The sequence below is a fragment of the Psychroflexus gondwanensis ACAM 44 genome, from assembly GCF_000355905.1.
In the GTDB taxonomy this organism is placed as follows: domain Bacteria; phylum Bacteroidota; class Bacteroidia; order Flavobacteriales; family Flavobacteriaceae; genus Psychroflexus; species Psychroflexus gondwanensis.
In genome coordinates, this window is the sequence record NZ_APLF01000004.1 from 246,251 (window position 1) to 270,295 (window position 24,045).

At 36.4% G+C, this 24,045-nt stretch carries 28 protein-coding genes; 12 read left to right on the forward strand and 16 right to left on the reverse strand.

Features of this window, described 5'->3' with window-relative positions:
- Positions 1-4 precede the first annotated feature (4 nt).
- Positions 5-919, forward strand: coding sequence for a bifunctional metallophosphatase/5'-nucleotidase (locus tag PGOND44_RS04875; RefSeq protein WP_003437383.1), 915 nt, complete (start codon positions 5-7; stop codon positions 917-919).
- A 13-nt stretch (positions 920-932) separates the two neighbouring features.
- Here the strand turns inward: PGOND44_RS04875 and ligA are convergent, their stop codons facing one another.
- The 6 genes from ligA to dnaA form a co-directional block, all read right to left on the reverse strand.
- Positions 933-2,936: an NAD-dependent DNA ligase LigA gene (ligA, locus tag PGOND44_RS04880; RefSeq protein ID WP_003437385.1), complete on the reverse strand. Its 2,004-nt coding sequence runs from the start codon at positions 2,934-2,936 to the stop codon at positions 933-935.
- A 104-nt stretch (positions 2,937-3,040) separates the two neighbouring features.
- Positions 3,041-3,886, reverse strand: a complete 846-nt coding sequence (gene prmC / locus PGOND44_RS04885; RefSeq protein WP_003437387.1) for a peptide chain release factor N(5)-glutamine methyltransferase — start codon at positions 3,884-3,886, stop codon at positions 3,041-3,043.
- Complete coding sequence (locus tag PGOND44_RS04890; protein ID WP_003437389.1) at positions 3,883-4,506, reverse strand: IMPACT family protein; 624 nt, start codon at positions 4,504-4,506, stop codon at positions 3,883-3,885. Before PGOND44_RS04890 ends, prmC begins: the two co-directional genes overlap by 4 nt.
- A gap of 33 nt (positions 4,507-4,539) precedes the next feature.
- The gene (locus PGOND44_RS04895) at positions 4,540-5,259 is read right to left on the reverse strand and encodes an SAM-dependent methyltransferase (protein WP_003437391.1); all 720 of its coding nucleotides are present in this window, start codon (positions 5,257-5,259) and stop codon (positions 4,540-4,542) included.
- A 30-nt stretch (positions 5,260-5,289) separates the two neighbouring features.
- Positions 5,290-5,742, reverse strand: coding sequence for a low molecular weight protein-tyrosine-phosphatase (locus PGOND44_RS04900; protein ID WP_003437393.1), 453 nt, complete (start codon positions 5,740-5,742; stop codon positions 5,290-5,292).
- Positions 5,739-7,169 carry a chromosomal replication initiator protein DnaA gene (gene dnaA, locus PGOND44_RS04905; RefSeq protein WP_003437396.1) on the reverse strand — a complete coding sequence of 477 codons (1,431 nt, stop codon included), beginning with the start codon at positions 7,167-7,169 and terminating at the stop codon, positions 5,739-5,741. Before dnaA ends, PGOND44_RS04900 begins: the two co-directional genes overlap by 4 nt.
- A gap of 163 nt (positions 7,170-7,332) precedes the next feature.
- Here dnaA and PGOND44_RS04910 point away from each other — a divergent pair, with 163 nt between their 5' ends.
- The gene (locus PGOND44_RS04910) at positions 7,333-7,773 is read left to right on the forward strand and encodes an acyl-CoA thioesterase (RefSeq protein WP_003437399.1); all 441 of its coding nucleotides are present in this window, start codon (positions 7,333-7,335) and stop codon (positions 7,771-7,773) included.
- Here the strand turns inward: PGOND44_RS04910 and PGOND44_RS04915 are convergent.
- Together PGOND44_RS04915 and PGOND44_RS04920 are read right to left on the reverse strand one after the other, a co-directional pair.
- Entirely contained in the window at positions 7,770-8,138 is a 369-nt protein-coding gene (locus PGOND44_RS04915) for a methylglyoxal synthase (protein WP_003437401.1), read from the reverse strand. The two genes, PGOND44_RS04910 and PGOND44_RS04915, sit on opposite strands and share 4 nt — an antisense overlap.
- A gap of 16 nt (positions 8,139-8,154) precedes the next feature.
- A complete protein-coding gene (locus PGOND44_RS04920; protein ID WP_040555829.1) occupies positions 8,155-8,643 on the reverse strand; it encodes a GNAT family N-acetyltransferase in 489 nt (162 codons plus the stop codon).
- 226 nt (positions 8,644-8,869) lie between these two features.
- Between PGOND44_RS04920 and ribD the strand changes: the two genes are divergently transcribed.
- Genes ribD through PGOND44_RS04935 form a run of 3 tightly spaced genes read left to right on the forward strand, consistent with a single transcriptional unit; the run spans position 8,870 to position 11,386 of the window.
- Positions 8,870-9,913 (forward strand): bifunctional diaminohydroxyphosphoribosylaminopyrimidine deaminase/5-amino-6-(5-phosphoribosylamino)uracil reductase RibD, encoded by a 1,044-nt coding sequence (ribD, locus tag PGOND44_RS04925; protein WP_003437407.1) that lies wholly within the window; start codon positions 8,870-8,872, stop codon positions 9,911-9,913.
- Positions 9,906-10,514: an HAD family hydrolase gene (locus PGOND44_RS04930; RefSeq protein WP_003437410.1), complete on the forward strand. Its 609-nt coding sequence runs from the start codon at positions 9,906-9,908 to the stop codon at positions 10,512-10,514. Before ribD ends, PGOND44_RS04930 begins: the two co-directional genes overlap by 8 nt.
- Complete coding sequence (locus PGOND44_RS04935) at positions 10,511-11,386, forward strand: EamA family transporter (protein ID WP_003437412.1); 876 nt, start codon at positions 10,511-10,513, stop codon at positions 11,384-11,386. Before PGOND44_RS04930 ends, PGOND44_RS04935 begins: the two co-directional genes overlap by 4 nt.
- Here PGOND44_RS04935 and PGOND44_RS04940 read toward each other — a convergent pair.
- The 4 genes from PGOND44_RS04940 to pepE form a co-directional block, all read right to left on the reverse strand.
- Entirely contained in the window at positions 11,366-11,935 is a 570-nt protein-coding gene (locus PGOND44_RS04940; protein ID WP_003437421.1) for a phosphatase PAP2 family protein, read from the reverse strand. The genes PGOND44_RS04935 and PGOND44_RS04940 overlap by 21 nt on opposite strands.
- Positions 11,935-12,237 carry a Sec-independent protein translocase subunit TatA/TatB gene (locus PGOND44_RS04945; protein ID WP_003437422.1) on the reverse strand — a complete coding sequence of 101 codons (303 nt, stop codon included), beginning with the start codon at positions 12,235-12,237 and terminating at the stop codon, positions 11,935-11,937. Before PGOND44_RS04945 ends, PGOND44_RS04940 begins: the two co-directional genes overlap by 1 nt.
- A gap of 65 nt (positions 12,238-12,302) precedes the next feature.
- Positions 12,303-13,217, reverse strand: coding sequence for a glutaminase (locus tag PGOND44_RS04950; protein WP_003437424.1), 915 nt, complete (start codon positions 13,215-13,217; stop codon positions 12,303-12,305).
- Positions 13,218-13,919: a dipeptidase PepE gene (pepE, locus tag PGOND44_RS04955; RefSeq protein ID WP_003437425.1), complete on the reverse strand. Its 702-nt coding sequence runs from the start codon at positions 13,917-13,919 to the stop codon at positions 13,218-13,220. It lies immediately after the preceding gene.
- 104 nt (positions 13,920-14,023) lie between these two features.
- Here pepE and PGOND44_RS04960 point away from each other — a divergent pair, with 104 nt between their 5' ends.
- The 4 genes from PGOND44_RS04960 to PGOND44_RS04975 are packed head-to-tail and all read left to right on the forward strand — an operon-like array spanning position 14,024 to position 18,418.
- A complete protein-coding gene (locus PGOND44_RS04960) occupies positions 14,024-14,809 on the forward strand; it encodes a hypothetical protein (protein WP_003437427.1) in 786 nt (261 codons plus the stop codon).
- A gap of 1 nt (position 14,810) precedes the next feature.
- Positions 14,811-15,566: a hypothetical protein gene (locus PGOND44_RS04965; RefSeq protein WP_003437429.1), complete on the forward strand. Its 756-nt coding sequence runs from the start codon at positions 14,811-14,813 to the stop codon at positions 15,564-15,566.
- Positions 15,563-16,057 (forward strand): DUF6702 family protein, encoded by a 495-nt coding sequence (locus tag PGOND44_RS04970; RefSeq protein ID WP_003437430.1) that lies wholly within the window; start codon positions 15,563-15,565, stop codon positions 16,055-16,057. The genes PGOND44_RS04965 and PGOND44_RS04970 overlap by 4 nt, the downstream gene beginning before the upstream one ends.
- A gap of 36 nt (positions 16,058-16,093) precedes the next feature.
- Positions 16,094-18,418, forward strand: a complete 2,325-nt coding sequence (locus PGOND44_RS04975) for a M1 family metallopeptidase (RefSeq protein ID WP_003437432.1) — start codon at positions 16,094-16,096, stop codon at positions 18,416-18,418.
- A gap of 51 nt (positions 18,419-18,469) precedes the next feature.
- On the opposite strand, the gene PGOND44_RS04980 is transcribed toward PGOND44_RS04975, so the two are convergent.
- Genes PGOND44_RS04980 through PGOND44_RS04995 form a run of 4 tightly spaced genes read right to left on the reverse strand, consistent with a single transcriptional unit; the run spans position 18,470 to position 22,435 of the window.
- Positions 18,470-19,339 carry a diacylglycerol/lipid kinase family protein gene (locus PGOND44_RS04980; RefSeq protein WP_003437435.1) on the reverse strand — a complete coding sequence of 290 codons (870 nt, stop codon included), beginning with the start codon at positions 19,337-19,339 and terminating at the stop codon, positions 18,470-18,472.
- A 2-nt stretch (positions 19,340-19,341) separates the two neighbouring features.
- A complete protein-coding gene (locus tag PGOND44_RS04985) occupies positions 19,342-20,271 on the reverse strand; it encodes a phosphatase domain-containing protein (protein ID WP_003437436.1) in 930 nt (309 codons plus the stop codon).
- A 1-nt stretch (position 20,272) separates the two neighbouring features.
- Entirely contained in the window at positions 20,273-21,607 is a 1,335-nt protein-coding gene (locus PGOND44_RS04990; RefSeq protein ID WP_003437439.1) for an MFS transporter, read from the reverse strand.
- Positions 21,608-21,610: 3 nt separating this feature from the next.
- Positions 21,611-22,435 (reverse strand): M48 family metallopeptidase, encoded by an 825-nt coding sequence (locus tag PGOND44_RS04995; protein ID WP_003437443.1) that lies wholly within the window; start codon positions 22,433-22,435, stop codon positions 21,611-21,613.
- A 111-nt stretch (positions 22,436-22,546) separates the two neighbouring features.
- On the opposite strand from PGOND44_RS04995, the gene msrB (PGOND44_RS05000) reads away from it, so the two are divergent.
- Genes msrB (PGOND44_RS05000) through PGOND44_RS05010 form a run of 3 tightly spaced genes read left to right on the forward strand, consistent with a single transcriptional unit; the run spans position 22,547 to position 23,943 of the window.
- Positions 22,547-23,026: a peptide-methionine (R)-S-oxide reductase MsrB gene (gene msrB, locus PGOND44_RS05000; protein WP_040555830.1), complete on the forward strand. Its 480-nt coding sequence runs from the start codon at positions 22,547-22,549 to the stop codon at positions 23,024-23,026.
- A 4-nt stretch (positions 23,027-23,030) separates the two neighbouring features.
- Entirely contained in the window at positions 23,031-23,423 is a 393-nt protein-coding gene (gene msrB, locus PGOND44_RS05005; RefSeq protein WP_003437449.1) for a peptide-methionine (R)-S-oxide reductase MsrB, read from the forward strand.
- 1 nt (position 23,424) lies between these two features.
- Positions 23,425-23,943 (forward strand): hypothetical protein, encoded by a 519-nt coding sequence (locus tag PGOND44_RS05010; RefSeq protein WP_003437453.1) that lies wholly within the window; start codon positions 23,425-23,427, stop codon positions 23,941-23,943.
- Positions 23,944-24,045: the final 102 nt, after the last annotated feature.

Genomic DNA, 24,045 nt, shown 5'->3' on the forward strand with positions numbered 1-24,045 from the left:
CGTTATGAAACGATCAAAATTCATAAAAACAACGGGGGCAGCAACAACATTTACAGCAGTTGGTGGAATTGGTTTATTGAGCGCTTTTCAATCCAAACCCTTTACCAAACACCTCACTATTTTACATACTAACGATGTGCATAGCCATATTGATCCTTTTCCTGAGAATGATAGTAAGTATCCCGATCTTGGCGGAGTTTCAAGACGGTATAGCTATATTCAAAAAGTAAAGGCAGAAAACCCAAACACCTTAATTTTGGATGCTGGAGATTCCTTTCAAGGAACACCGTACTTCAATTTTTATGGTGGTGAACTAGAATTTAAACTCATGAGTAAAATGGGGTATCATGCCTCCACAATTGGTAATCATGAATTTGATAATGGGATTGATAATATTGCCGCTCAACTTGAATATGCGGATTTCGATATGCTTAATGCCAATTACGATTTGAAAAATACAATCCTATATGGACTCGTCAAATCGCATCAAATTTATGAAGTCGATGGCTTAACTATTGGCGTTTTTGCCCTCGGCATTGAACTCGATGGATTGGTTTCTAAAGATTTGTATAAAGAAACAAAATACCTAGATCCCGTTGAAATAGCTCAAGAGCAGATCAAAATTTTAAAACAAGATCTCAACTGCGATATCGTAATTTGCCTATCGCATTTGGGCTATAGCTATAAGTCTGATAAGATTGATGATTTAAAGCTCGCTGCACAAACCAAAGATATTGACCTTATTATAGGAGGACATACTCATACCTTTTTGGATAAGCCTACTGCTATTGAAAATGCAGAAGGCAAAATAGTATTGGTCAACCAAGTAGGTTGGGCAGGTATAAACGTAGGTCGTATTGATTTTTACTTTGATGATAAAGAGCTAAAAGAACAAAAGAGTTTGGTGATGCAAGTCTAGAATCAGTCATAGATTATTCGCCAACCATTGTCAAAAACTCCTCTTCAGTGATAATCTTTACCCCTAGATTTTCAGCTTTAGTTCGCTTGCTAGGCCCCATGTTTTCTCCAGCAATCAAGTAATCTGTTTTCTTAGAAATAGAGCTGGTATTTTTACCCCCATGCTTTTCGATAAGGTCTTGAAGTTCTTTACGCGAGACTTTTTGGAAGACTCCTGAAATCACTAAGGTAAGATCTATTAACTTACTACTTTGCCCCTCCAATTCTTCTTCAGAAATTTCGAGATTAAGACCATAGCTTCTTAAACGGTCGATGCGAAATTTATTAGCATCATCGTTAAAAAAGTCAACGACACTTTGTGCTATGCGTTCTCCTATTTCGTCTACAGCTACCAGGTTTTCTAAACTTGCAAAAGCCAGTACATCTATACTTTTGAAAGCTTTCACAAGCTTTTTAGCTACAGTTTCTCCAACAAACCGAATACCAAGACCGTAAAGCACCCGCTCGAAAGGAATATCTTTTGAAGCTTCAACACCCTTAATTAAATTTTCGGCAGACTTTTCTGCCATACGTTCCAAAGGAAGAATATCTTCTTTACTTAAGGTATATAAGTCGGCGTAATCCTCAATTAAATTTTCCCTTACCAATAGCGCCACCGTTTCGCCACCAAGCCCTTCTATATCCATAGCCTTTCGAGAAATAAAATGCTGTATCCTACCTATAATTTGAGGAGGACACCCCTCGGTATTTGGGCAAAAGTGCAAGGCTTCTCCCTCCTTCCTTTCTAAAGGCGTTTCACACTCAGGACATTCTTTTAAGTATACCGTAGGCTCGGAAGACTCCGGGTCGCGTTCTTTAAAATCTACACCGATGATTTTGGGAATAATCTCTCCCCCTTTTTCTACAAAAACCACGTCTCCTTCTCTGATGTCTAGTTTTTCGATCTGGTCTGCATTGTGAAGTGAAGCCCTTTTTACAGTAGTTCCTGCCAATTGCACAGGATCGAGATTGGCGACAGGGGTAATTGCTCCTGTTCTACCCACTTGATAGGTGATCTCATTTAAAGTGGTTGACACTTGTTCTGCTTTGAACTTGTAGGCCATGGCCCATCGAGGAGATTTGGCCGTGTACCCAAGTTCTTCTTGATGTTGCAAATTGTTCACCTTAACGACCACACCATCGGTTTCGTAAGGTAAATCACGTCGGTGTTCATCCCAATAGTTGATGTAAGCAAATACCTCATCAATCGATTTGGCGACCTGAGCTTCTTTAGGAACATTGAATCCCCACTCTCTAGACTTGTTTAAGCTTTCCATTTGGGTGCTCACCCCTAAATTATCTCCAGTGAGATTATAAAGCAAACACAATAAAGGACGCTTAGCGACTTCTGCACTGTCTTGCAATTTCAAACTTCCTGAAGCTGTATTTCTAGGATTAGCATAAGGTTCTTCTCCCAACTCTACTCGCTCTGCATTCAATTTAGCAAAGCCTTCATAGGGTAACACGATTTCTCCACGAATATCAAATCGGCCAGGATAATTATCCCCTTTCAATTTTAATGGAACAGATCGTATGGTTTTGACATTATGGGTAACCTCATCTCCTTGGGTTCCATCTCCACGAGTTACTGCTCTCAAAAACTCTCCATCTTCATATGTTAGACTAATCGAAGCCCCGTCGTATTTCAGTTCACAAGTGAATTCAACAGGCTCTTCAATTATTTTTTGAATACGTGTTTCCCACTCTTGCAGGTCTTCTTTAGAATAGGAATTGGACAAAGAATACATCGGGAAATCATGGACTACCGTCGTAAAGTTTTTGGTTACCTCTCCACCTACTCGCATCGTTGGCGAATTGGGATCCTTATATTCTGGGTGAGCTTTTTCAAGTTCTTGAAGCGCATTCAACTTCATATCAAAATCATAGTCAGAAATCTCTGGAGCATCCAAAACATAGTAGTTGTAATTATGCTGGTGAAGTTCTTGACGTAAATTTTCGATTTGGTCTTGAGTGCTCATAAAGTCAGTAAATTAAGGGTTGAAAAGCAGATACCTTGTTTAGACTTTAAAATTAAATTAAATTCTTCAGATTCCTAGTCAGAAAATCTGTTAATAAGCATACTTTAATAGGCTTTTAGCATTCTGTGATTTCCACGGAAATCTTTCCTGATCTCAACATACTCAAAACCAAAACTTTTGAATAATTGGCGAGTTTCTTCTGCTAAATATTGATTGATTTCCACATAAACTAAAGGTCTTTTAGTCAGTTTGGAAGTCAGTTCTGCAATTTTTCTATAAAAAATTAAAGGATCGTTATCCTTTACAAATAAGGCCAGATGCGGTTCGTTTTTGAGAACATTGTCCTGCATTTGAGCTTGCTCATCGAATTTTACATAAGGAGGATTGGAAACCACAATATCAATCCCCTCTGCCAAATACTTCAAAATCAATACATCCCCTTGAATATACTCTATTCTGGTGTTATTATCTTCTGAATTTAATTCTGCTAGCTTTAAGGCTTCTACTGATATATCTAAAGCCTTGAGTTTAGCTTGAGGCAGATGCTTAGCTAAAGCGATAGGAATGCAACCGCTCCCCGTTCCTAAATCTAATATAGACAACTGAGACTTTGAAGATTTCTGGTCTTCTAAAATCCATTCTACTAATTCTTCTGTTTCTGGCCTTGGAATCAATACACTTGAATTGACTCTAAAACGCAGCCCAAAAAATTCAGCGTAACCTAAGATATATTGGATGGGTTCTTGTGCTTCAAGTCGAGCTTGAGCCTTTTTAAAATCGTCTAGCTTTTTGGAATCTAGGTTCACTTCAGATTCTAAAAGCAAATCGTGAGTTTTTAAATCCAAAAGGTCTTCTGCCAACCACTTAAAGAAATTAGAAACCTCTCCCTCATTATAAATGGGCTGTAGAGCTATAAAAAAGTCTTGCTTTAGATTCTTTAGGTTAGTCATTCTTCTTCGGGTTTATGTTCACTAGAGACTTGAAATCCAAAAACAGTGTCAAATTTTTTAAAAATCGATTCAAACTCTTTTTTCCTTACACTGATTTTAAATTTGCAGTTGAGTTTTAAGTCTTGAGATAGAATATCCAAGTCATATTCTTTGACCAGTCTCATCACCAGATTCATTTTATCGTATTCACATACCACATCAAACTCCAAATTGATGGTTTTAGTGATAATGTTACTAGATTCCAATGCCATCTTTGCAGCAGTTTTATAGGCAGAAATCAGCCCACCTACGCCAAGCTTAGTGCCTCCAAAATACCTCACTACAACTACTAAAGTATTGGTCATTTCGAAATTTTGTAGCTGTCCCAGTATTGGCATTCCTGCAGAATTGGAAGGTTCACCATCATCGTTGACTCGGAAGTGTTCGTAGCTTTCTCCCATTTGCCAAGCATAACAAAAATGCCCTGCCTTGCTGTGCTTAGATTTCAAACTATCGATGGCCGCTTCTACCTCTGTTTCTGAAAGAATAGGAAAAGAATAAGCGAAAAACTTACTAGCCTTCTCCTTAAACAGGATTTCAGAACCAGGTCGGTTAATGGTTTTAAAAACGTCATCTTTCAAAATAAAGTTGAATTATAGATTCAGGTCACTTTGTTAGCCTTGAATGATAAAAATCGCTGGCCGCTTGTGCAGATCAATAGACATTTTCTTCCATTCTGCAGCGGTTTGTGTTTTGATAAATTCCGTAGAAAGCGTCAAATCAACTGCCACACAGATCCTAGTGGAAGCCTGTAAAGTAGAGATAAGACTGATGAGCAATTTATTGTTCCTGTAAGGCGTTTCTATAAATAATTGAGCTTGAGTATTCTCTATAGATGCCTTTTCGATTTTTTTTACAAAATGCTTTCTCTCTTGGTTATCGATAGGTAAATACCCGTGAAAAGTGAAGTTTTGACCATTAAGACCGCTAGACATTAAGGCCAATAAAATAGAAGATGGACCTACCAAAGGAACCACTTTGATGTTTTTTTGGTGAGCCAAAGCTACCACTTGAGCTCCTGGATCTGCAACTCCAGGGCAACCAGCGTCGGAAAGCAGTCCCATATTGACGCCTTGTTCGCAGGGATCAAGGAAGTTTGGGATTTCAAGTTCTGAAGTGAATTTGTTTAATAACTGAAACTCAAGGCTAGGTTGTGATTTGGAAGGCACTACTTTTTTTATAAAATGTCTGGCAACTTTTTCATTTTCAACGATGTAATGGTCAATTTCATTGATGACTTTACGAATGGACAGAGGGAGGACTTCCAAGGGCGGCAAGTCTCCAAGCCTATTAGGAATTAAATAAAGTTTACCTTTTGGAGGTGTTTTGTCCATACATCTGTAATTAATTGATCAAAAATTAAATTATGCTAATTCTGAAGCAATAACAGAACAGGATTCTTCTAACATGTGATACACCTGTTCAAAACCATTAATGGAATCATGATAAGGATCTGGTACACTTTGGTTTTCGCCTGGATATATAGTATTCAGAATTAAATTGACTTTGTCTTCTTCCTCTTTGTTGTCTGCCATGTTAATAACATCTTCATAATTGGATGAGTCCATGACATAAATATAATCAAAGCTTTGAAAATCTTTCTTTGTAAAGGGTCTACTTTTTTGGTTGGTAATGTCCAAGCCGTATTTGGAGGCCACTTCTATAGAGCGCTGGTCTGGAAGAGAACCTTGATGGTAGGTAGAAGTCCCTGCAGAATCTATTTCGAAAATGGAAGTGTCTAGCTTAGATCTAAGGAGGCCTTCTGCCAAAGGAGATCGGCAAATGTTACCCAAGCATACCATCAGGACACGAATCATAACTGCTTAAATTTGATTTCAAGATCCTGGATGAATTTCCTGTATTGCTTATCGGATTCTTGGAGATTGGTCACGATTTTACAGGAATGCAAGACCGTAGAGTGATCTCTTTGTCCGATGTGTCTTCCAATACTAGTCAGCGACGTTTTGGTTATTTCTTTAGCAAAATACATGGCGATTTGCCTAGCCTGAACAACGTTTCGTTTTCTACTCTTGGATTGTAGCTCGTCTATCTCGATATGGAAATAATCACTAACTACATTTTGAATATCATCTAGAGAAATCGGTTTCTTGTTGTTTTTGACGTAATTCTTTACGATTTGCTCTGCAAGATCGATAGTGATTTCTGTTTTGCTAAACGAGGAGTGTGCGATTAGAGATATGATAGCTCCTTCTAACTCCCGAATATTGGTGGTGATTCTTGAAGCTACATAATTTAGAATTTCATCGGCCATCTCTACACCATCATTATAAAGCTTACTCTTTATAATTTTGATACGCGTTTCATAATCTGGTTGCTCGAGTTCTGCAGAAAGTCCCCACTTGAATCTGGAGAGCAGTCTCTGCTGTATATCTTGCATATCTACAGGAGCCTTGTCGCTGGTTAAAATCACTTGCTTACCGTTCTGATGCAAGTGATTGAAAATGTGAAAAAACACATCTTGCGTTCCCTTTTTACCGGAGATCAATTGGATATCATCTACAATGAGTACATCTATGACTTGATAAAAATGGATAAAATCGTTTCTGTTATTTTTGGAAACTGCATCGATATGCTGCTGCGTAAATTTATCGGCAGAAATATAAAGAACAGTTTTATCTGGAAATTTATCTTTGACTTGCAAACCTATGGCATGAGCTAAATGGGTTTTTCCCAAACCAACTCCCCCAAAAATAAGCAAAGGATTAAAAGAAGTTCCACCAGGTTTATTGGCCACCGCAAGACTTGCAGATCTCGCTAACCTATTGGAGGTTCCCTCCAGAAAATTATCGAAACTATAATTTGAGTTTAACTGAGAATCAATTTTTAAGTTACGAATGCCTGGAATGACGAACGGATTTCTTAATTCTGGATTCTTTTGGCGAGAAGGAAAATCTACAGATTGAGAGTGAACATTGGAACGTTGGGTGCTTGGTATTTTTTCTGTGAAGGGTTGTCTGTTGCCTTCAGCATTTTCCATACGAATCACGTATACCAACTTTGCTCCTTTTCCTATTTCTTTGGTCAAAGCAACTTTTAAAAGATCCACATAATGCTCTTCTAACCACTCGTAAAAAAATTTTGAAGGAACTTGAATACTTAAGGCATTGTCATTAAGCTTTACAGCATTAATAGGTTGAAACCAGGTTTTGTAGGCCTGATCTGAGATATTGTCCTTTACAAAAGTTAGACAGTTATCCCAAACCGAAATTGCTGATTTTGACATAGTTAGACTTAAAGTATCTTAATTAGTATTCTATTCTTTGCAAGATGGATTTTCTTCTTGCGAAGGACAAATATGTGAACAAACTTTTTAATAAAAAAATCGAATTTGGGTGGAAGTTTTCTTTTTTTTTACATATACTTATAGAGATGTTAAAACTTAAATTTTGAGCAAAAATAGTAAACTAATTAAGCCCATTTCTACCTCCTCTTCTATTGAAGTTAGGTATGCGGAAACCGATCAAATGGGAGTTGTGCATCATGCCAACTACCCCATTTATTTTGAACAAGCTAGAGTAGATTGGTTAAGAACAATGGGGATGCATTACCAAGAAATGGAAGATAAAGGAATTATGTTGCCCTTATCTAAATTGACTATTGATTATAAAAAACCGGCAAGATTTGGAAATATTTTAAGCGTGAAGACGATCTTAAATACACTACCCAGTGCATCGATTATTTTTGATTATGAAATCAGAAATCAAAACAATGAAATCCTTACTCTTGGTCAAACAATACTCGTTTTTGTTGATCATAAAACAAGACGACCCATGCGTTGCCCACAAAGTATTATGGATCTTATTTTAAAAGCTATTCCGAAGGATTAATCCTTAAAATAAGCATCGACAAGAAGTTGTGCTGTTGCTGGATTGGTGGCAATAGGAATGTTATGGACATCGCAAATTCTCATTAACATCTGGACATCTGGCTCGTGAGGATGCTTACCTAAGGGATCTCTAAAAAAAAGGATCATCGATAGTTTTTTTTCCGCCGCTAAAGCTGCTATTTGGGCATCGCCACCGATGGGTCCCGAAAGTTTTTTCTCTACACTAAGGCCCGTGTTTTCAACGTGAGTACCGGTGGTTCCTGTAGCTATAAGCTTAGCTTTTTTAAGTTTTTCAATATTTTTATTGATAAAATTGACCATTTCTGGCTTCTTTCCATCGTGGGCAATTATGGCTATTTTCTTCATAAATTGGGTGTATTCTTTAAACTAATTTTTTCTTCATAAATACCGTACAAGAATAATGTCCTGTATCTCCTAATCGTTCTTCTATATAATCGAAACCCGATTTTTTATATAATTTTTGAGCAGGTTCCATCGTTGGTAAAGTTTCTATATAGCACTCATTATACTGATGCTCTTTCGCAAAGTTTAAGCACACCTGCATCATTTGTTGCCCCAGGCCTCTTCCTCTTACCTGAGGATGAAAATACATTTTCTGGAGTTCGCAGATTGTACTTTCTCCATTTTCTAAAGGAGCTATACCTGCACTGCCAAGGATTTCATCTCCTTCCAGAAGTACAAAATACTCTGCTCTATCGTTCTGGTAAGTTTCGAAAAGCTGGTCCAAGGCTTTGTCTTCATAAGCTGTACCGACTTTGGGCGCACCTTGTTCTATCAAGACATAGCGTATCATTTCTGCTACTTTCGCATTGTCTTTTTGTTCTATAGGTCTAATTGATATATCAGTCATGTTTTGCTTCAGTTGAACGTGATTATTTTTAAAAAGTAATTGATCTTCCAATCTGGTTTAAAAACCACAGGCTAAATTAAGAGATTTCAAAAGTTTAAAGTGTCTCTATCTTGAAAAATTAAAGCCTAAGCCTTATAAATTCAAAAGAAAAAACAGCGAAAACTATCTTTATAAAAAGGATGATTATTTTAAGTTGAATCCATGAGTCTTTTTCTATTTTTACACCGTGCAAACAAATGAATTTTACATCAAAAGATGCCTTGAACTGGCCGCAAATGGCCTAGGCACCACATACCCCAATCCTTTGGTAGGTTGTGTAATTGTTTGTAATGAGCGCGTTATAGGCGAAGGATGGCACATTAAAGCAGGAGATGCTCATGCTGAAGTAAGGGCCATTAATTCTGTAAAAGACCAGTCTTTACTTAAAAAATCTGTCCTTTACGTGACTTTGGAGCCTTGCAGTCACTATGGAAAAACGCCTCCCTGTAGTGATCTCATTATCGAAAAGAAAATTCCTAAAATTGTTATAGGAACTCTGGATCCATTTGCTAAAGTGGCAGGAATGGGAATCAAAAAATTATTGGCGGCCAAAAGAAGCGTAACCGTTGGTGTATGCGAAGAGGAGTGCGAAGAGCTAAATAAGCGATTTTTTACATTTCATAGAAAGCAAAGACCCTTTGTTATTTTAAAATGGGCTGAAACCACTCATGGTTTTATTGCTCCAACTGAACAACAGAAAGGTGATATTTTTTGGATTACCAATGCGTATTCTCAACAGCTAGTGCACAAATGGAGAAGCGAAGAGCAAGCCATTTTGGTGGGGACTCAAACTGCACTTAAGGATAATCCTAAATTGAATGTAAGACATTATGAGGGTAAAAATCCAACGCGTGTCGTGATTGATAAAGCTTTAAAATTGCCAAGCTCCTTAGCTATAAGGGATACCACCCAACCTACTATCGTATTTCATGACTATAAACTAACTAAAGCAAATCAAGACAATTTGAGTTTTGAGGCCCTCGACTTTGAAAGGAATCTACCTGAACAAATTTTGTCCAATTTATATAAAAAGGGATTACAATCGGTAATTGTAGAAGGGGGCGCCAAGACTATACAGAGTTTTATTGATCGTGACCTATGGGATGAAGCTAGAGTATTTATTGGGAAAAATGAAATAAAAGATGGCCTTAAAGGACCCGTGCTAGACCTAAAACCCACAAGAACTGAATGGCTAGAAGGCGATCAACTCAATTATTTTCAAAATGATTAAGACTATTATTTTTGACTTTGGGGATGTGTTTCTTACTCTAGACAAGTCGGCTACACAAAAGCACATGGAGTCTTATGAAGTGGCTGAACTAAGCGAGGAATTAATTATGGTTAATGCTAGTTATGAAAAAGGACTGATCTCAAGTTCAGAGTTTATTCAGCAGTATATCACTTGTTTTCCTGGATTAACAAAAGAAGCTTTTATTGAGGCTTGGAATTCTATTTTAATTGAGTTCCCTGCAGAACGTTTGGAATTTTTAAAACAACTAAAAGCCTCAGGAAAATATACTCTTATTTTATTGAGTAATACCAATGCACTGCATATCGATTGGGTAAAAGCAAACATTCCAATTTATGAAGAGTTCAAGTTCTGTTTTGATCAATTTTACCTGTCTCATGAAATCCATCATCGAAAACCAAACAGAGATATTTTTGAATATGTTCTTAGTGAAAACGAGCTTTTACCCGAAGAGACCTTGTTTGTAGATGATACTCAAGATCATATTTTATCTGCTGAGATATTAGGGATTCATACTTGGCATTTACAAGCTGGAAAGGAAGAGGTCGTCGATTTATTCTCTATTAAATCTAACTTATTTTGATTGTTCTTCTCCTTAGCATTTTATCCTCTAGCGCTATTTATATCGCTTTTAAGCTCTTTGGAAAATATAAAATCACAACTCTCAACGCGCTTATAGTCAATTACTTTACTGCTTTTATTTTAGGACTTAGTCTACAAGATCAGTTATCTATAAGCGAACTTCTAGAAACGCCCCAAAAGGATTGGTTTTATGGCTCAATGGCTTTGGGAGTTATGTTTATACTGGTCTTTTCTCTCATGGTCATTACCACGCAAAAAGGGGGAATGTCTGTCGTTTCTGTAGCTAGTAAAATGAGCGTTGCTATTCCTGTACTTTTTGTAATTGTGTATTATGATGAACCTTTAGGCCCACTCAAAATTATAGGCATTTTGATGGCATTGGTGTCCGTCTATCTAGTATCGGTGAGACGACGTGATGGGTTAAGCATTGATATGAAGTTCTTTATTTTTCCGCTTTTGGTCTTTCTAGGAAGTGGCCTTATAGAAAGCAGTATTAAGTTTTTGGAAAACACTTATGTGCCAGATTCAGAAATCTCCTTATTTTCTGCCAACACTTTTTTATTTGCGTGTCTTACTGGAAGTATGGTGTTTGGATTTAGGACACTTTCGGGCAAAGCAAAATTTAGCTGGAAAGATATTTTAGGAGGGGTTTTATTGGGAATTCCCAACTATTTTTCGATCTATTTTTTCATCTTGGCCTTAAGAATCGATGGACTGGATAGCTCTAGTATTTTCATTATCAATAATGTTTCGATTGTTTTACTATCGACACTTTTAGGAATCATCTGTTTTAAAGAAAAGATAAGTCCCAAGAATTGGATAGGGATTGGCATCGCCATTTTAAGCATCCTTTTAATTACCTACGTGAACTAATTTTTTTAAGGCAAAATTGTAAAGTTCATAAAACAGAATTGCAAGGATAGTTCCCACTACACCACCAACTATAACATCGCTCGGGAAATGGACTCCTACAAAAATTCTACTTAATGAAAACAAAATAGGCCAGATAAAAATAAGACCTAGGTATCTATATTTAGATTTGAGACTTAAAAATATAAAGACGGTTGCTGCAAAGGATGTGGAAGCATGACCCGAGAAAAAACTGAAGTGGGAAGGCTCGTACAAAACTTTAATAACTTCTGAAAGCGCTTCTTCAGTATTTGGCCTGCTTCTCATTACCAAAGATTTGGTGAAATCTGTAATTAAATGAGTTAAACCTACACAGGCTAATACAAACAATAAACCTAACCCACCTTTCTTAGCTGGTGACTTATAAAAAAAGAGAGCTATAAGAAGTATGAAAAAGGGTATCCAGTGTTTTGTGTAAGTCACAAAACTCCAAAATGGATCTAATACATCAGGACTTAGGTTATTTAGAAATACCATTAATTCCCAATCCCATTTTATAGGATTGATTTCCATTAGAATCGACGTTTGATGGGACCTATAGCATCTTCAACTTCATCTTTCAATTTTGATGTTTTGGACTCCAAAGTCTTGGTATGTTCTTCTACATCTTTTTTGATGTCGAAGTCTAAATTGTGTTCCTTTTTTTGCTTGGTGATTTCAGTCTTAATCTCATCCGTTGCATGTCTGAAGGACTTCATCGTTTTACCAAAAAACCTAGCCATTTCAGGGATTTTATCCGCACCAAAAACCATTATCAAAATAAATAAGATAAAAGCTATTTCTCCGCCACTAATAAATAAAGGTAATTGAATCATACTGCAAATATACTGGTAACCAATTGAACAAAGAAATATTAAAATTTAAATCTTAGATAAAGATTTTAAAAAATCGACAATCCTGTAAGTGTAGTCAAGTCTTCCAATACCTTCATCCCTAGTGCAGAATTTCCTTTGTCATTGAGCATAGGGCTCCAAACTGTTACCGAATAATGTTGAGGATGAACGGCAACAATACCACCTCCTACTCCACTTTTTCCCGGTAAGCCTACTCGATAACTAAATTCTCCTGCTTCATCGTAAAACCCGCAGGTCTGCATAATGGCGTTAATACGCTTCACACTTTGAGGATCTATCACTTGCTCCTGACTTCTAAAATGTTTGCCTTCATTGGCATAAAGCATAAAGGCTTTTGAAAGCTGGTCGCAAGTCATCGCTAAAGAGCACTGGTAAAAATAGAAATCCAGTATATCTTCGGTGTCGTTAGTAATATTTCCAAGGGATTTCATGTAATTGACCAAAGCCTTGTTTCGGTACCCATGTTTTTTTTCACTTCTGGCAACAGACTCATCGAAGTGAATGTCCTCACTGCCGCAAAGTTTTCTTACGAATTTTAAAAGGTCTTTTTTTGGATTATCGAGAACAGTTAACAAAGCATCCGCAACCACTATAGATCCTGCATTTATAAAAGGATTACGAGGGATACCTTTTTCTCTTTCCAATTCTGTAAGTGAATTAAAAGCTGTTCCTGAAGGTTCAACGTTCACCCTTTTCCAAAGCTCCTTCCCCAGCAGTTCTTTAGCTATTGTTAAAGTGAAGACTTTTGAAATACTTTGAATGGAAAATTTTTCTTGGCTATCTCCAAACTCATAGGATGAGCCATCGTGAGCGTAGAGATAAATCCCGAATTTCAGAGGATCAACCTTAGACAATTCTGGTATATAACTAGCTACATTCCCCATAGCTGTATCGGGAATAAAATCCTTCTGAAGTCGGTCTAAAATAGCTTGATAATCCATCTAATTGAAATTTAAAATAGCATTGGAATCTATTTCGTAAGGGGGTTGGCCAGGTTCAAAAATACGAGCAGGAAGGCCACCTTCCAATGTAATTTTGGCATCTGCTACTTTTAACCAACTCCCTTCACGCAAACCTACAACTATTACAGAATTTAAATTTTGAAATTCCTTAATTCTAATTTCACGTGTTTCCCCTTTATGGGTCGAGTTTGAGTCGGTATCCATATAATGTGGATTAATATTAAAATCAAAGAGGCCTAAAGTTTTAAATGAAGGAGGGTAAACAATAGGCATATCGTTGGTCGTTTGCATAGTGAGCCCACAAATATTACTGCCAGCACTCGTTCCTAAATAGCTAGCACCAGCATCAATAGCAGTTCTCAAAACGTTCATCAATCCAAGTTCATGTAACTGTTTTACAAGTAAAAATGTATTTCCACCTCCAACAAAAATAGCTTCAGCAGACGCAATAGCTTTTATGGGGTCTTCAAATTCGTGTAAACCTCTTACATCTTTCCCACAAGGCTTTAGGCCCTCTTTAGCCTTTTCAGTGTATTCATCGTGAGAAATGCCTCCTAGTCTGGCAAAAGGTATAAATAAAACGTCTTGAACATCGGCAAAATGAGTTTCAAGGCTTGGTAATAAATACTCTAAATAAGAGCTACCGTGAATAGTGGATGTACTTGCTATGATTGCTTGCATATGCTTTCAACAAATAATGTGTAGTAAACCGAGTTAACAAAAAAATAGTAGCAAAATTAGGATTGTGTATCTGATTTTTTAAGTAGATTGTGAAAAAATATCACATGAAACTAATCTTTACTAGCCTTTGTCTCGTTTTCATTCAAGTTTTAACTGCACAAATTAGTGATCGCGTTTATGTTGCAGGAGAAATTATAGTCCCGGTTGATGGAGAGGCTTCACAAATTGAAATCATTAATCAAAATACAGATAAAGGGACGGTTACCAATCAATACGGTCAATTTGGGATTTTAGTGAGGATAGGAGATCGTTTAAGATTTGAAGCCATTCAATATCAAAATTTTACGGTGGTTATAGATGAAAATATCATCAAAAAAAAGAAGTTGACCATCAAAATCAATGATGAGGTCAACACCTTAGATGAAGTGATAGTATCGCCTTATGATCTGGAAGGCAATATTGAGGTGGACGCCAGGAAAGTAAATACAACTTACTATAAAGCCCCTGGTGATGGTTCAAAATCAATTTTGAACGATTTTGATGGAACCCAGCCCAATATAAGAACTCAGACTATAAATGAAAGTCTTAATACCGAACAACAATTTATTAAAAACGGGTTGAATATCGCTAATATTTTCAGAACAATTTTAGCATCAAAAGAAGTTACTGAAGACCATAGGTTACCAGAAAATGTAGATGTTATGGTGAGGAAGATGTATAAAGATTCCTTTTTTAAGGAAAATCTTAATATCGATGAAGATAAAATCAACCAGTTTATTTTCTACGTCGAAGACAAAGGCCTAACTAAGAATATGTTAAAAAAAGGTAACGAATTGGACTTGATCGGGTTTTTGATTCAGAAATCTAAAGAATTTAAATCTGAAGACTAATTTGAAAGCCTACTTCTACCTCCTTTTCATCTTACCCCTACTCAGCTTTGGGCAGGAAAAATTTATAAAGGGTCAGATTTATGCAGATTCTTTGGAGACTTACCAAGTTAACATCATCAATATCACTCAGGAAATTGGCCAAGTGTCCACTAAAGAGGGGAAATATAACATTAGGGCTCAAATAGGCGATTCCATATTATTTACCTCTCTTCAACATAAAACCTACACCATAAAGGTTGAAGACAGCAATTTGAGAACTAACACTTCCATTTTCCTGGAGATGCAGGTGAACGAATTGGAAGAGGTCACTATTTTACAATATGACCTTACCGGTGACTTAAGCAAAGACATTAAACAAGTAAAAACTGACTTTATTGACCAGCGGCAGTTTGGTTTTAGAGTCCCTCGAAAATTACCTAAAGTAGAACGAGAATTACGCGCTGCTTATTCGAGTTCTGGAGGTGTCCCTCTAGACTTTATTATTATGTCGCTTAATGGAGAAATGAAAAAACTAAAGCAACGCATAGACATTGCTAATCTTAAAACTGATAAAAATAGAATCTTAAGAATTGTCCCGTCTAGTTTGATAACCGCCGACTTAAATATTCCTGAAATTTATATTGAAGACTTCGCCTACTATTGTGCGGAGGATAAGCGTACAGTTTCTATCATGGATAAAGGAGATCCATTAGCCTTAATCGATGAATTAAAGCTAAAAGCAATTGCTTATATTGCGCTCAAAAATTTTGAAGAATGAAAGTGTTATTGACTTTTTTCATTTGGTTTTCTATCTCAACAACTACAGAGGTGCATGAATTCTACCTTAGCGTTACCGATATAAATTATGTTGCTGAAAAACAAAATCTTCAAATTATATCTAGAGTATTTACAGATGATTTTGAAGATGTTCTCAATAAACGATATCAAAAAGATTTTAAACTTATTCCCTCTTTAGAAGTCAAAGAAACTGAAGTCTACATTGAAAGATATATCAATGATAAACTTTTTATAGAATCTAAGGGTGATATTTTGACCCTTAAGTATTTAGGAAAGAAATACGAGGATGACATGGTTTATTTATATATTGAAATTGAAAATATAGATAAGCTTAACTCCATAACTATTGAAAATTTAATTTTGACAGATTTGTTTGAGGAGCAAAAAAATATGATTCATTTCAAATCTGGAGAGTTTAAAAAAAGTTTTATTTTAGAAAAAAAACTCTCAAAACGAACGATAACATTTTAACCCTAGTTTAATTTAAGTATAATAATACAGTACATTATGAATAGAATTAAATATGCATCGCTTTTTTTAGCGGTTTTATCCATCACCTTTTCAGGCTTTTCTCAAGAAGAAAAAGTGGAAGAAAAACAAGAAGGACATACCAACCAGAACAAATTCAGACAACTTTACGATGAATTTGCAACGCCAAATGTCTATAGAACGGCTTCTGGTGCTCCAGGTCATCAGTATTATCAAAATACTGCAGATTATGAGATGGACATTACCTTAGATGATGAGAATACTATGCTCTACGGAAAGGAGACCATTACTTATACCAACAATTCTCCTGATGCCTTAGAGTATTTATGGGTCATGTTAGACCAAAACATAAGAGCTAAAGACAGCCCAGCTAAAGAGCGTAACAGTAGTGAATTTGCTCCTGTAACTCCTGCGCCAAGCTTTGTGAACTCTCACATGAAAGCAGATTTTGATGGTGGGTTTAATATCAAAAAAGTTCATAAGGATGGCCAACCTCTTCCTCATACCATTAATTTTACGATGATGAGAGTAGAAATGCCAGAACCACTTATGCCAGGTAAATCTTTTGAATTTTCAATAGAGTGGGATTATTTAATTAATAACCACACGATAAACAGTGGACGTTCTGGATACGAATATTTTGAAGAAGACGATAACAGAGCTTATGTTATAGCTCAATTTTTCCCAAGAATGGCCGTATACAATGACAAAGAAGGGTGGCAAAACTACCAATTTTGGGGAAGTGGAGAATTTGCTTTACCATTTGGTAATTATGAGGTAAATATAACTGTTCCAGAAGATCACATATTGGATGGTACCGGAAAACTTCAGAATAGAAAAGAAGTATTTAGCAAAACTATGCTGGATCGATATGAACAAGCAAAAACCTCTTTCGACAAACCTGTTGTTATTGTTACAGAAGAAGAAGCCGTTGCTAACGAAAAAATGAATGCCACTGAAACTAAAACTTGGGAGTTTAAAGCCGAAATGGTAAGAGACTTTGGTTTTGCTACCTCAAGAAAATTTATTTGGGACATGATGGCTGTTAAGGTTGGCGATAAAGATGTTATGGCTGTTTCCCTTTACCCTAAAGAAGGGAATCCCTTATGGGAAGAATGGTCGACTCGCGCAGTAGCTAGTACATTGGAAACCTACAGCAACTATACCTTTGAGTATCCTTATCACAAAGCAATTTCTGTTCATGCGAAAAGCCAAGGAATGGAATATCCAATGATTTGTTGGAACTACGGGAGACCCGATGAAAATGGGTTTATCTCAGATCGTACGAAATTCGGAATGGTAAGTGTGATTATTCATGAAATTGGACACAACTTTTTTCCTATGATCGTCAACAGTGACGAAAGACAATGGGGATGGATGGATGAAGGTCTTAACACTTTTATGCAGTATTTATCTGAGCAAGAATTTGCAAAAACCTACCCTGCTATATTATCTGGAAACGAAGAAATTTACGAAAAATACCCATCAAGACGTGGTGAGCCTTCTAAAATGGTTAATTACATGAAAGGAAATCAAGAGTATATCTCTCCAATCATGACCAATCCAGAACAAGTGTACCAATTAGGAAATAATGCATACGGGAAACCAGCAACAGCTCTTAATATTTTGAGAGAGACCGTTATGGGTCATGAGCTTTTCGATTATTCTTTTAAAACTTTTGCACAACGTTGGATGTTTAAACATCCAACTCCAGAGGACTTTTTCAGAACTATGGAAGATGCTTCTGCCGTTGACTTAGATTGGTATTGGAGAGGATGGTTTTACACTACAGATTATGTAGATATTGGCATCGATGATGTTAAAAACTACTTTATTACAAGCAATCCTACTACAGAAGGTAAAGCTTTACTAAGTAGATATGGTATAGATGATCCAGCAAATGATTCAAGAACTAAAGATGCGGTTTATCTGTTGACAGAAGATAGTGAGGATTTTGAAGCAGCTATGAAAAATGGGGATCCTTTAGATCAAGCTCCAAAATTAAGAGAATACCTTATGGATAACTTCACCCAACAAGAGATTGATGTGATGAAGCAGCCTAAGCATATTTATGAAGTGACTTTCAATAAACCAGGTGGCTTAGTGATGCCGATTATTGTAGAATTTCAATATGCCGATGGAACTTCAGAAGTTATTAAATATCCTGTTCAAGTCTGGAGAAAAAACGACTCTGAAGTGAAAAAAGCTATTTTTTCTGAAAAGGAAATCGTAAAAATGACTGTTGATCCAAATGCAGAAACGGCAGATGTAGACACTACTAATAATGTTTGGCCAAGAGAAAATACAAGTAGCGAATTTGAATCCTTTAAAGAAGAAAATTAATAAAAGATAAGTAGATAGATTTAAACGTCGATGAATTTTCATCGGCGTTTTCTATTTGATAAATTTCAAAGCTTTAGGTAAAACATCAATTTGAATCTTATCGAATTGATCAATAATTTCACCATCAATTTGAAGTAAATTGGGCTCAAGAAGTTTTATTTGAGCGGACTTGGCTTGAATGGTTTCAAAATTTTGAATTTCATAGTCCTCATTAAATTTCGAATAGGTAGCTTTAATGAGGTCTGAAAAGTCAACCGCCTTTATGATAACCAATTCAAACAAACCATCATTCATCTTACCAATGGTATTCAAGGGAATACCAGTCCCAAACTTTCTACCATTACAGATGGCAAGCATGACTCCTTTTCGTTCGTAGGTATTTTTCTCGGTTTCAATTTCAAATTTGAAACCCTTAAGGTTATTAAATTCAGACCAAAAATGCTTGGCGTAGGTCAAGAGACCACGACTTTTGTCTTTTTCATAATTCCAAACCAAATTTGCATTCGCACCAAGATCCCCGAGATGAAGCAGCAAATGCTTTTGATTCAACTGGAGCAAATCAACTTCAAAGTAGTTTTCTGAAGCTAAATAGTTTTCGAAGAGCTGCTTAGGAGAGTCAATTAAGTCAAATTCTTCAGCCATTCCATTAGCTGAACCCATAGGTATAAAACCAATTAGCGAACTTTCGGATCTAAAAACATCCAAAAACATATTTAAAGTTCCATCTCCTCCAACAACAATTACTTTATGAGGGCTTTTAGTCTTAATCAACTGCTCTACTTCCTTGAAATCAGCTTTCCCAGTTGTTTTATAAACGTGGCTGTCAAGTTTGTGTTGAGACATTAATCGCCCAGCAAATTCCAAAAAACTCGACTTATTTTTATCCCCAGAGATAGGGTTAACGATTAATAGAACATCCATGTTTACAAATTGAGTAATAGCTTAAGGCTTTCGATTTCAAGATCTATATCATCCTCGTCTTGAAAGTAAGTACAAGGCACTCCTGTTTGCTTTAAAGCTTCCCATTTTTTGGTCTGAACATCATCTACGGAAAAACCGGTTTGTCTTATAAATACCTTTGAAATCTGAGGCCTAAATGTATGCACAATTTGAGTATAAATGTCGATATCCTTTTGGGTATCATCTCCAATTAATATAAAGGTCTTATCTGGTAAATTGGTAAGCAACTGATGCAGAAATTGAAGTTTATGATTTCCTTTTTTAGGCTTAAATAAAGATTTGAATTTTAGATAGGGAGTCAAAAATAAAGCCCCGTTTGGAATTTCATTGAATCTGAAAATCGAGGTAATCAATCCAAATAAGTTGCTCTCACTTTTAGAGAGGTAGGATATTCTGAATTGGTTCTCATCAAGAAAATCTAAAAGCGAATTACTAAATAAGACTTTTTTTCTTCGCTTGGGTCTTTTAAAAAGAATGGTGTAGATTCTTTTAAGAGCAGAGGCAGTGTGAGAATGTATCACGGTATCATCAATATCAGAAACCACCTCGATGGATGTTTCCAAATTTTTAAAATACACAGGATGAAACTGCTGAATAGCTAGCTCATTATGGGTGTGGTCGTATAGTTTAAAATCACCCAGATTTTGGACAGGAAGTATTTCAAAAAAATAGCCTCGTTTTGAGGTCATAATTTCAAAAGATTTCGACTGAGTTTCGAGAGTGATGAATTTGCTTTTGTAAAGCTTTTTTTGATAGGATGTTATAACATTCCAAAAATTCCTCAAAATGGATTTAGGCTGTTTATCAATAGAGGTTTCATGCTTCAACACAGTTCCTGTAACGAGCATATTGTTTTTCATTTCAACAATAGTAAGGTGCCAGATAAATGCCATTTTATCCCTTTTTAGTTTGAGCTTTCAATCTAAAGAGAAGAAAAATCCCTCCAATAAAAAACAAAATTAGAAAAAGTATAGCATTTCTTATACTTCCGGTAATTTGAGCTATGAACCCATACAAAAACATCCCTATCACTATACCCACTTTTTCAGTCACTTCATAAAAACTAAAAAAGGAGGCGGTATCTTTTTCATCATCTGGAATATACTTTGAGAACGTAGATCTTGATAAAGACTGTATGGCTCCCATCACCAAGCCAACAAAAAAGGCAGTAATATAAAACTGCATGGGCTGAGTAATAAAGAACGCATAGACACAAATCCCAATCCAAATGGTATTAATCCAAATTAGTAGGTTGATGTTTCCGTAGGATTCAGCAAGCCGAGAGGCAGCGTTAGCTCCTACTATAGCAACTAATTGGATTAGGAGTATACTCACAATAAGACCCGTAGTAGATTCTCCTTTTGGCCATTGGATTTCCCCAACACCAAAGTAGGTTGCAATCAACATTATAGTTTGCACAGCCATACTATAAACAAAAAAGGCCTTTAAATAAGGTTCAACAGCATAAGAAGTCTTAATTTTAGAATAGGTGGTTTTTAATTCTCGGAAGCCATTCAGCAGTAAGTCTTTTGTTTTGATCTTCCCCTTACGATTGCCTTTTGGCAAGTATGCATACGTATATTGGCTGAAAGCAATCCACCAAACCCCTGTCAAGATAAATGAAATTCGGGTAGGAAGCGATTCGCTGACGAATCCAAAGCTACTATGAAATAAAATTAGAATTAAACAGCAAACCAAAAGAATAACGCTACCCATATACCCTAGAGTATACCCTTTTGCTGAAGCTCTATCTTGCTGGTCCTTTTGAGCAATATCCGGCAAGTAAGAATTGTAAAAAACAATGCTTCCCCAAAAGCCTATGAGTCCAAAAAAGTAGCACAAAAGTCCAAACCATAAATTTTCTAGAGAAAACCAAAATAATCCTATACAGGAAATTGCTCCTAGGTAATTGAAGAATTTCATGAAGTTTTTCTTATTCCCTATATAATCTGAAATCCCTCCCAGTAATGGGCTTATGATGGAGATCACAACAAAGGCTAAAGCCGTTACATAACTTATTAGGGCATCATTATTAAAATCAAAACCAAGAAAGTTAACGGTATCGCTAATCACGAGACCTTCATCATCTTTTAGGATAGTAAGCGCCCCGTAATAAATTGGAAAAATGGCTGAGCTAATCACAAGAGGGTAAACCGAATTTGCCCAATCATAAAACGCCCAGGCGTTAATTAGTTTCTTATGGCCTTTAGGAAGCGTTTTCTGTCCCAAGATTTAGTTTTGAAATGAAGTCACCCCAAACTTTGCTGCCTCTGCTTTAGCTTCAGCAGACCATTTTTGAAGATTGTTGATTCGTTCATCGGTAGAGGGGTGTGTGCTCAAAAATTGAGGTGGACCCGCTCCTCCAGAATATTCTTTCATTCGTTTCCATAGTTTTGCTGCTTCATCTGGGTCATAGCCAGCAATGGCCATCAATTTTATCCCAATCTTATCAGCTTCGGTTTCGTGATTTCTACTGAAAGGTAGCATGATCCCAATTTGAGAGCCGATACCATATGCAGTAGTAAACAACTCCTGGGTTTGCTGATCTTCATTACCTAAAGCGATTGATCCAACAGCACCGACTGTTTGTTGAATTTGACCAGCACTCATCCGTTGTTGACCATGATTGGCTAAAGCATGAGCGACTTCATGCCCCATAATAGTTGCGACTCCAGCTTCGTTTTTAGCAATGGGTAAAATTCCTGTATAAAAAACAATTTTACCTCCGGGCATAGCCCATGCATTCACTTGGTCATCTTCTATAAGATTAAATTCCCATTTGTAATTATCTGTATAGTCTGGATATCCGTTTTTTATTAACCAACGCTCAGAGGCATTGGCTATTCTTAATCCAACACGCTGGATCATTTGAGCCTGATCTCCTTCCTTTATGACTTTACTTTCCTCCAAAACTTGATTGTATTGCTTGAAAGACATTGGTATAATTTGCGAATTAGGAACCAGTGCTAATGTGCTTTTACCCGTAAATGGATTTTGACCACAACCAAAAATAAATAGGATCAATAAAAAACTGGTACAGAATTTGAACTTAGACATATTATTAATTTTTATCAAAACTAATCATAAAATTGAACTTCTAATGTGATTGATTTGTGAAAGTTGATGGATGTTGTCATAGAAGTTTTAATTTTAAACAAAAAACACATGATGAAGAATGTATGGATTATAGTAGTGTTATTCGGTTTGATCTCTTGTAAGTCTGAAGCTCAGCAGGAAGAGCAAAAAACCATGGATTATAAAGTCCAAAAAACAGAAAGTGAATGGAAAGCTGAACTTACCCAAGAAGAATTTAATATCTTAAGACAAGCGGGGACAGAAAGACCTTTTTCTAGCCCGCTCAATGACGTTAAGGAATCGGGTACTTTTGTTTGTGCTGCTTGTGGAAACGAACTTTACGAGACTAAACACAAATTTATGAGTGGAACAGGTTGGCCAAGTTTTGACCGTGCTGTTGATGGAAGTTTAGCTATGAGCTCAGACAGGAAGTTAGGCTATGAAAGATCTGAGTTACTCTGTGGAGATTGCGGAGGACATCTTGGACACCTTTTTGATGATGGACCAAGAGAAACCACTGGCAAAAGACACTGTATAAACGGTGTGGCTTTAAAATTTATTCCTAAACAATAATAATATGGCAGATTCAAATCAAATATCAGAAGAACAATGGAAAGAAAAACTCTCTGAAAAAGAATTCCATGTCTTAAGAGAAAAAGGCACGGAACCTCCTCACTCTGGGAAGTACAACACCCACTTTGAAGAAGGCAAGTACAAATGCAGAGGCTGTGGTGAATTGCTTTTTGATAGTCAATCCAAATTCGAGAGTAATTGTGGCTGGCCAAGTTTCGACAGTTCTGTAGAAGGCTCTATAGAATATAAAAAGGATACCAATTTTGGGATGCAACGCATAGAAATTTTATGTTCCAATTGCGGCGGCCACATTGGTCACATTTTTGATGATGGTCCTACAGAAAGTGGAAAACGCTATTGCGTGAATTCACTAAGCATTGACTTTAAAAACAAATAAGATGAAGAAAATTAGCTATTTATTGATTGTATTATTGAGCCTTATCGCCTGTGAAGGGGACAGAGGGCCTCAAGGACCTCAAGGTATCGATGGAGGTGTTATTCTAGGTAATGTGTATGAAATAAACCGAGACCTTCTACCTCAAAACAATTACTCTACCGTTTTTGAATTTCCCTTGGATATAGAAGTTTTTGAAAGTGATGTCGTCCTTGTTTATCTTCTTGAAGAGGTTGTTAATGATGAAGGAGGTCCTGCAAGTGTATGGACGCCCCTTCCACAAAGCTTCTTTTTCGATGATGGCAATCAGGTGGTGTACACCTATAATCATACTTACTTTGATGTTAATATTTTTTTAGATGGTAATGTAAATTTAGATACTGTGCCAGATGAGTTCATTTTCAATAAGACGTTTAGAATAGCTATTATTCCTGCAGAATTTGCAGAAAACAATCCGAATTTAAATAGTTACGAGTCTGTTATGCAAACCATGCCAGATGCTAAAATCATTAAAATAGACTAATTTTCAATTAAAAATTGATAAAGACCTTGGTAGCACAAGGTCTTTATCGTTTTTGTATTAACCAACTTACGTTAATACTCTTCAAATAAAGCAGTCCCTTTT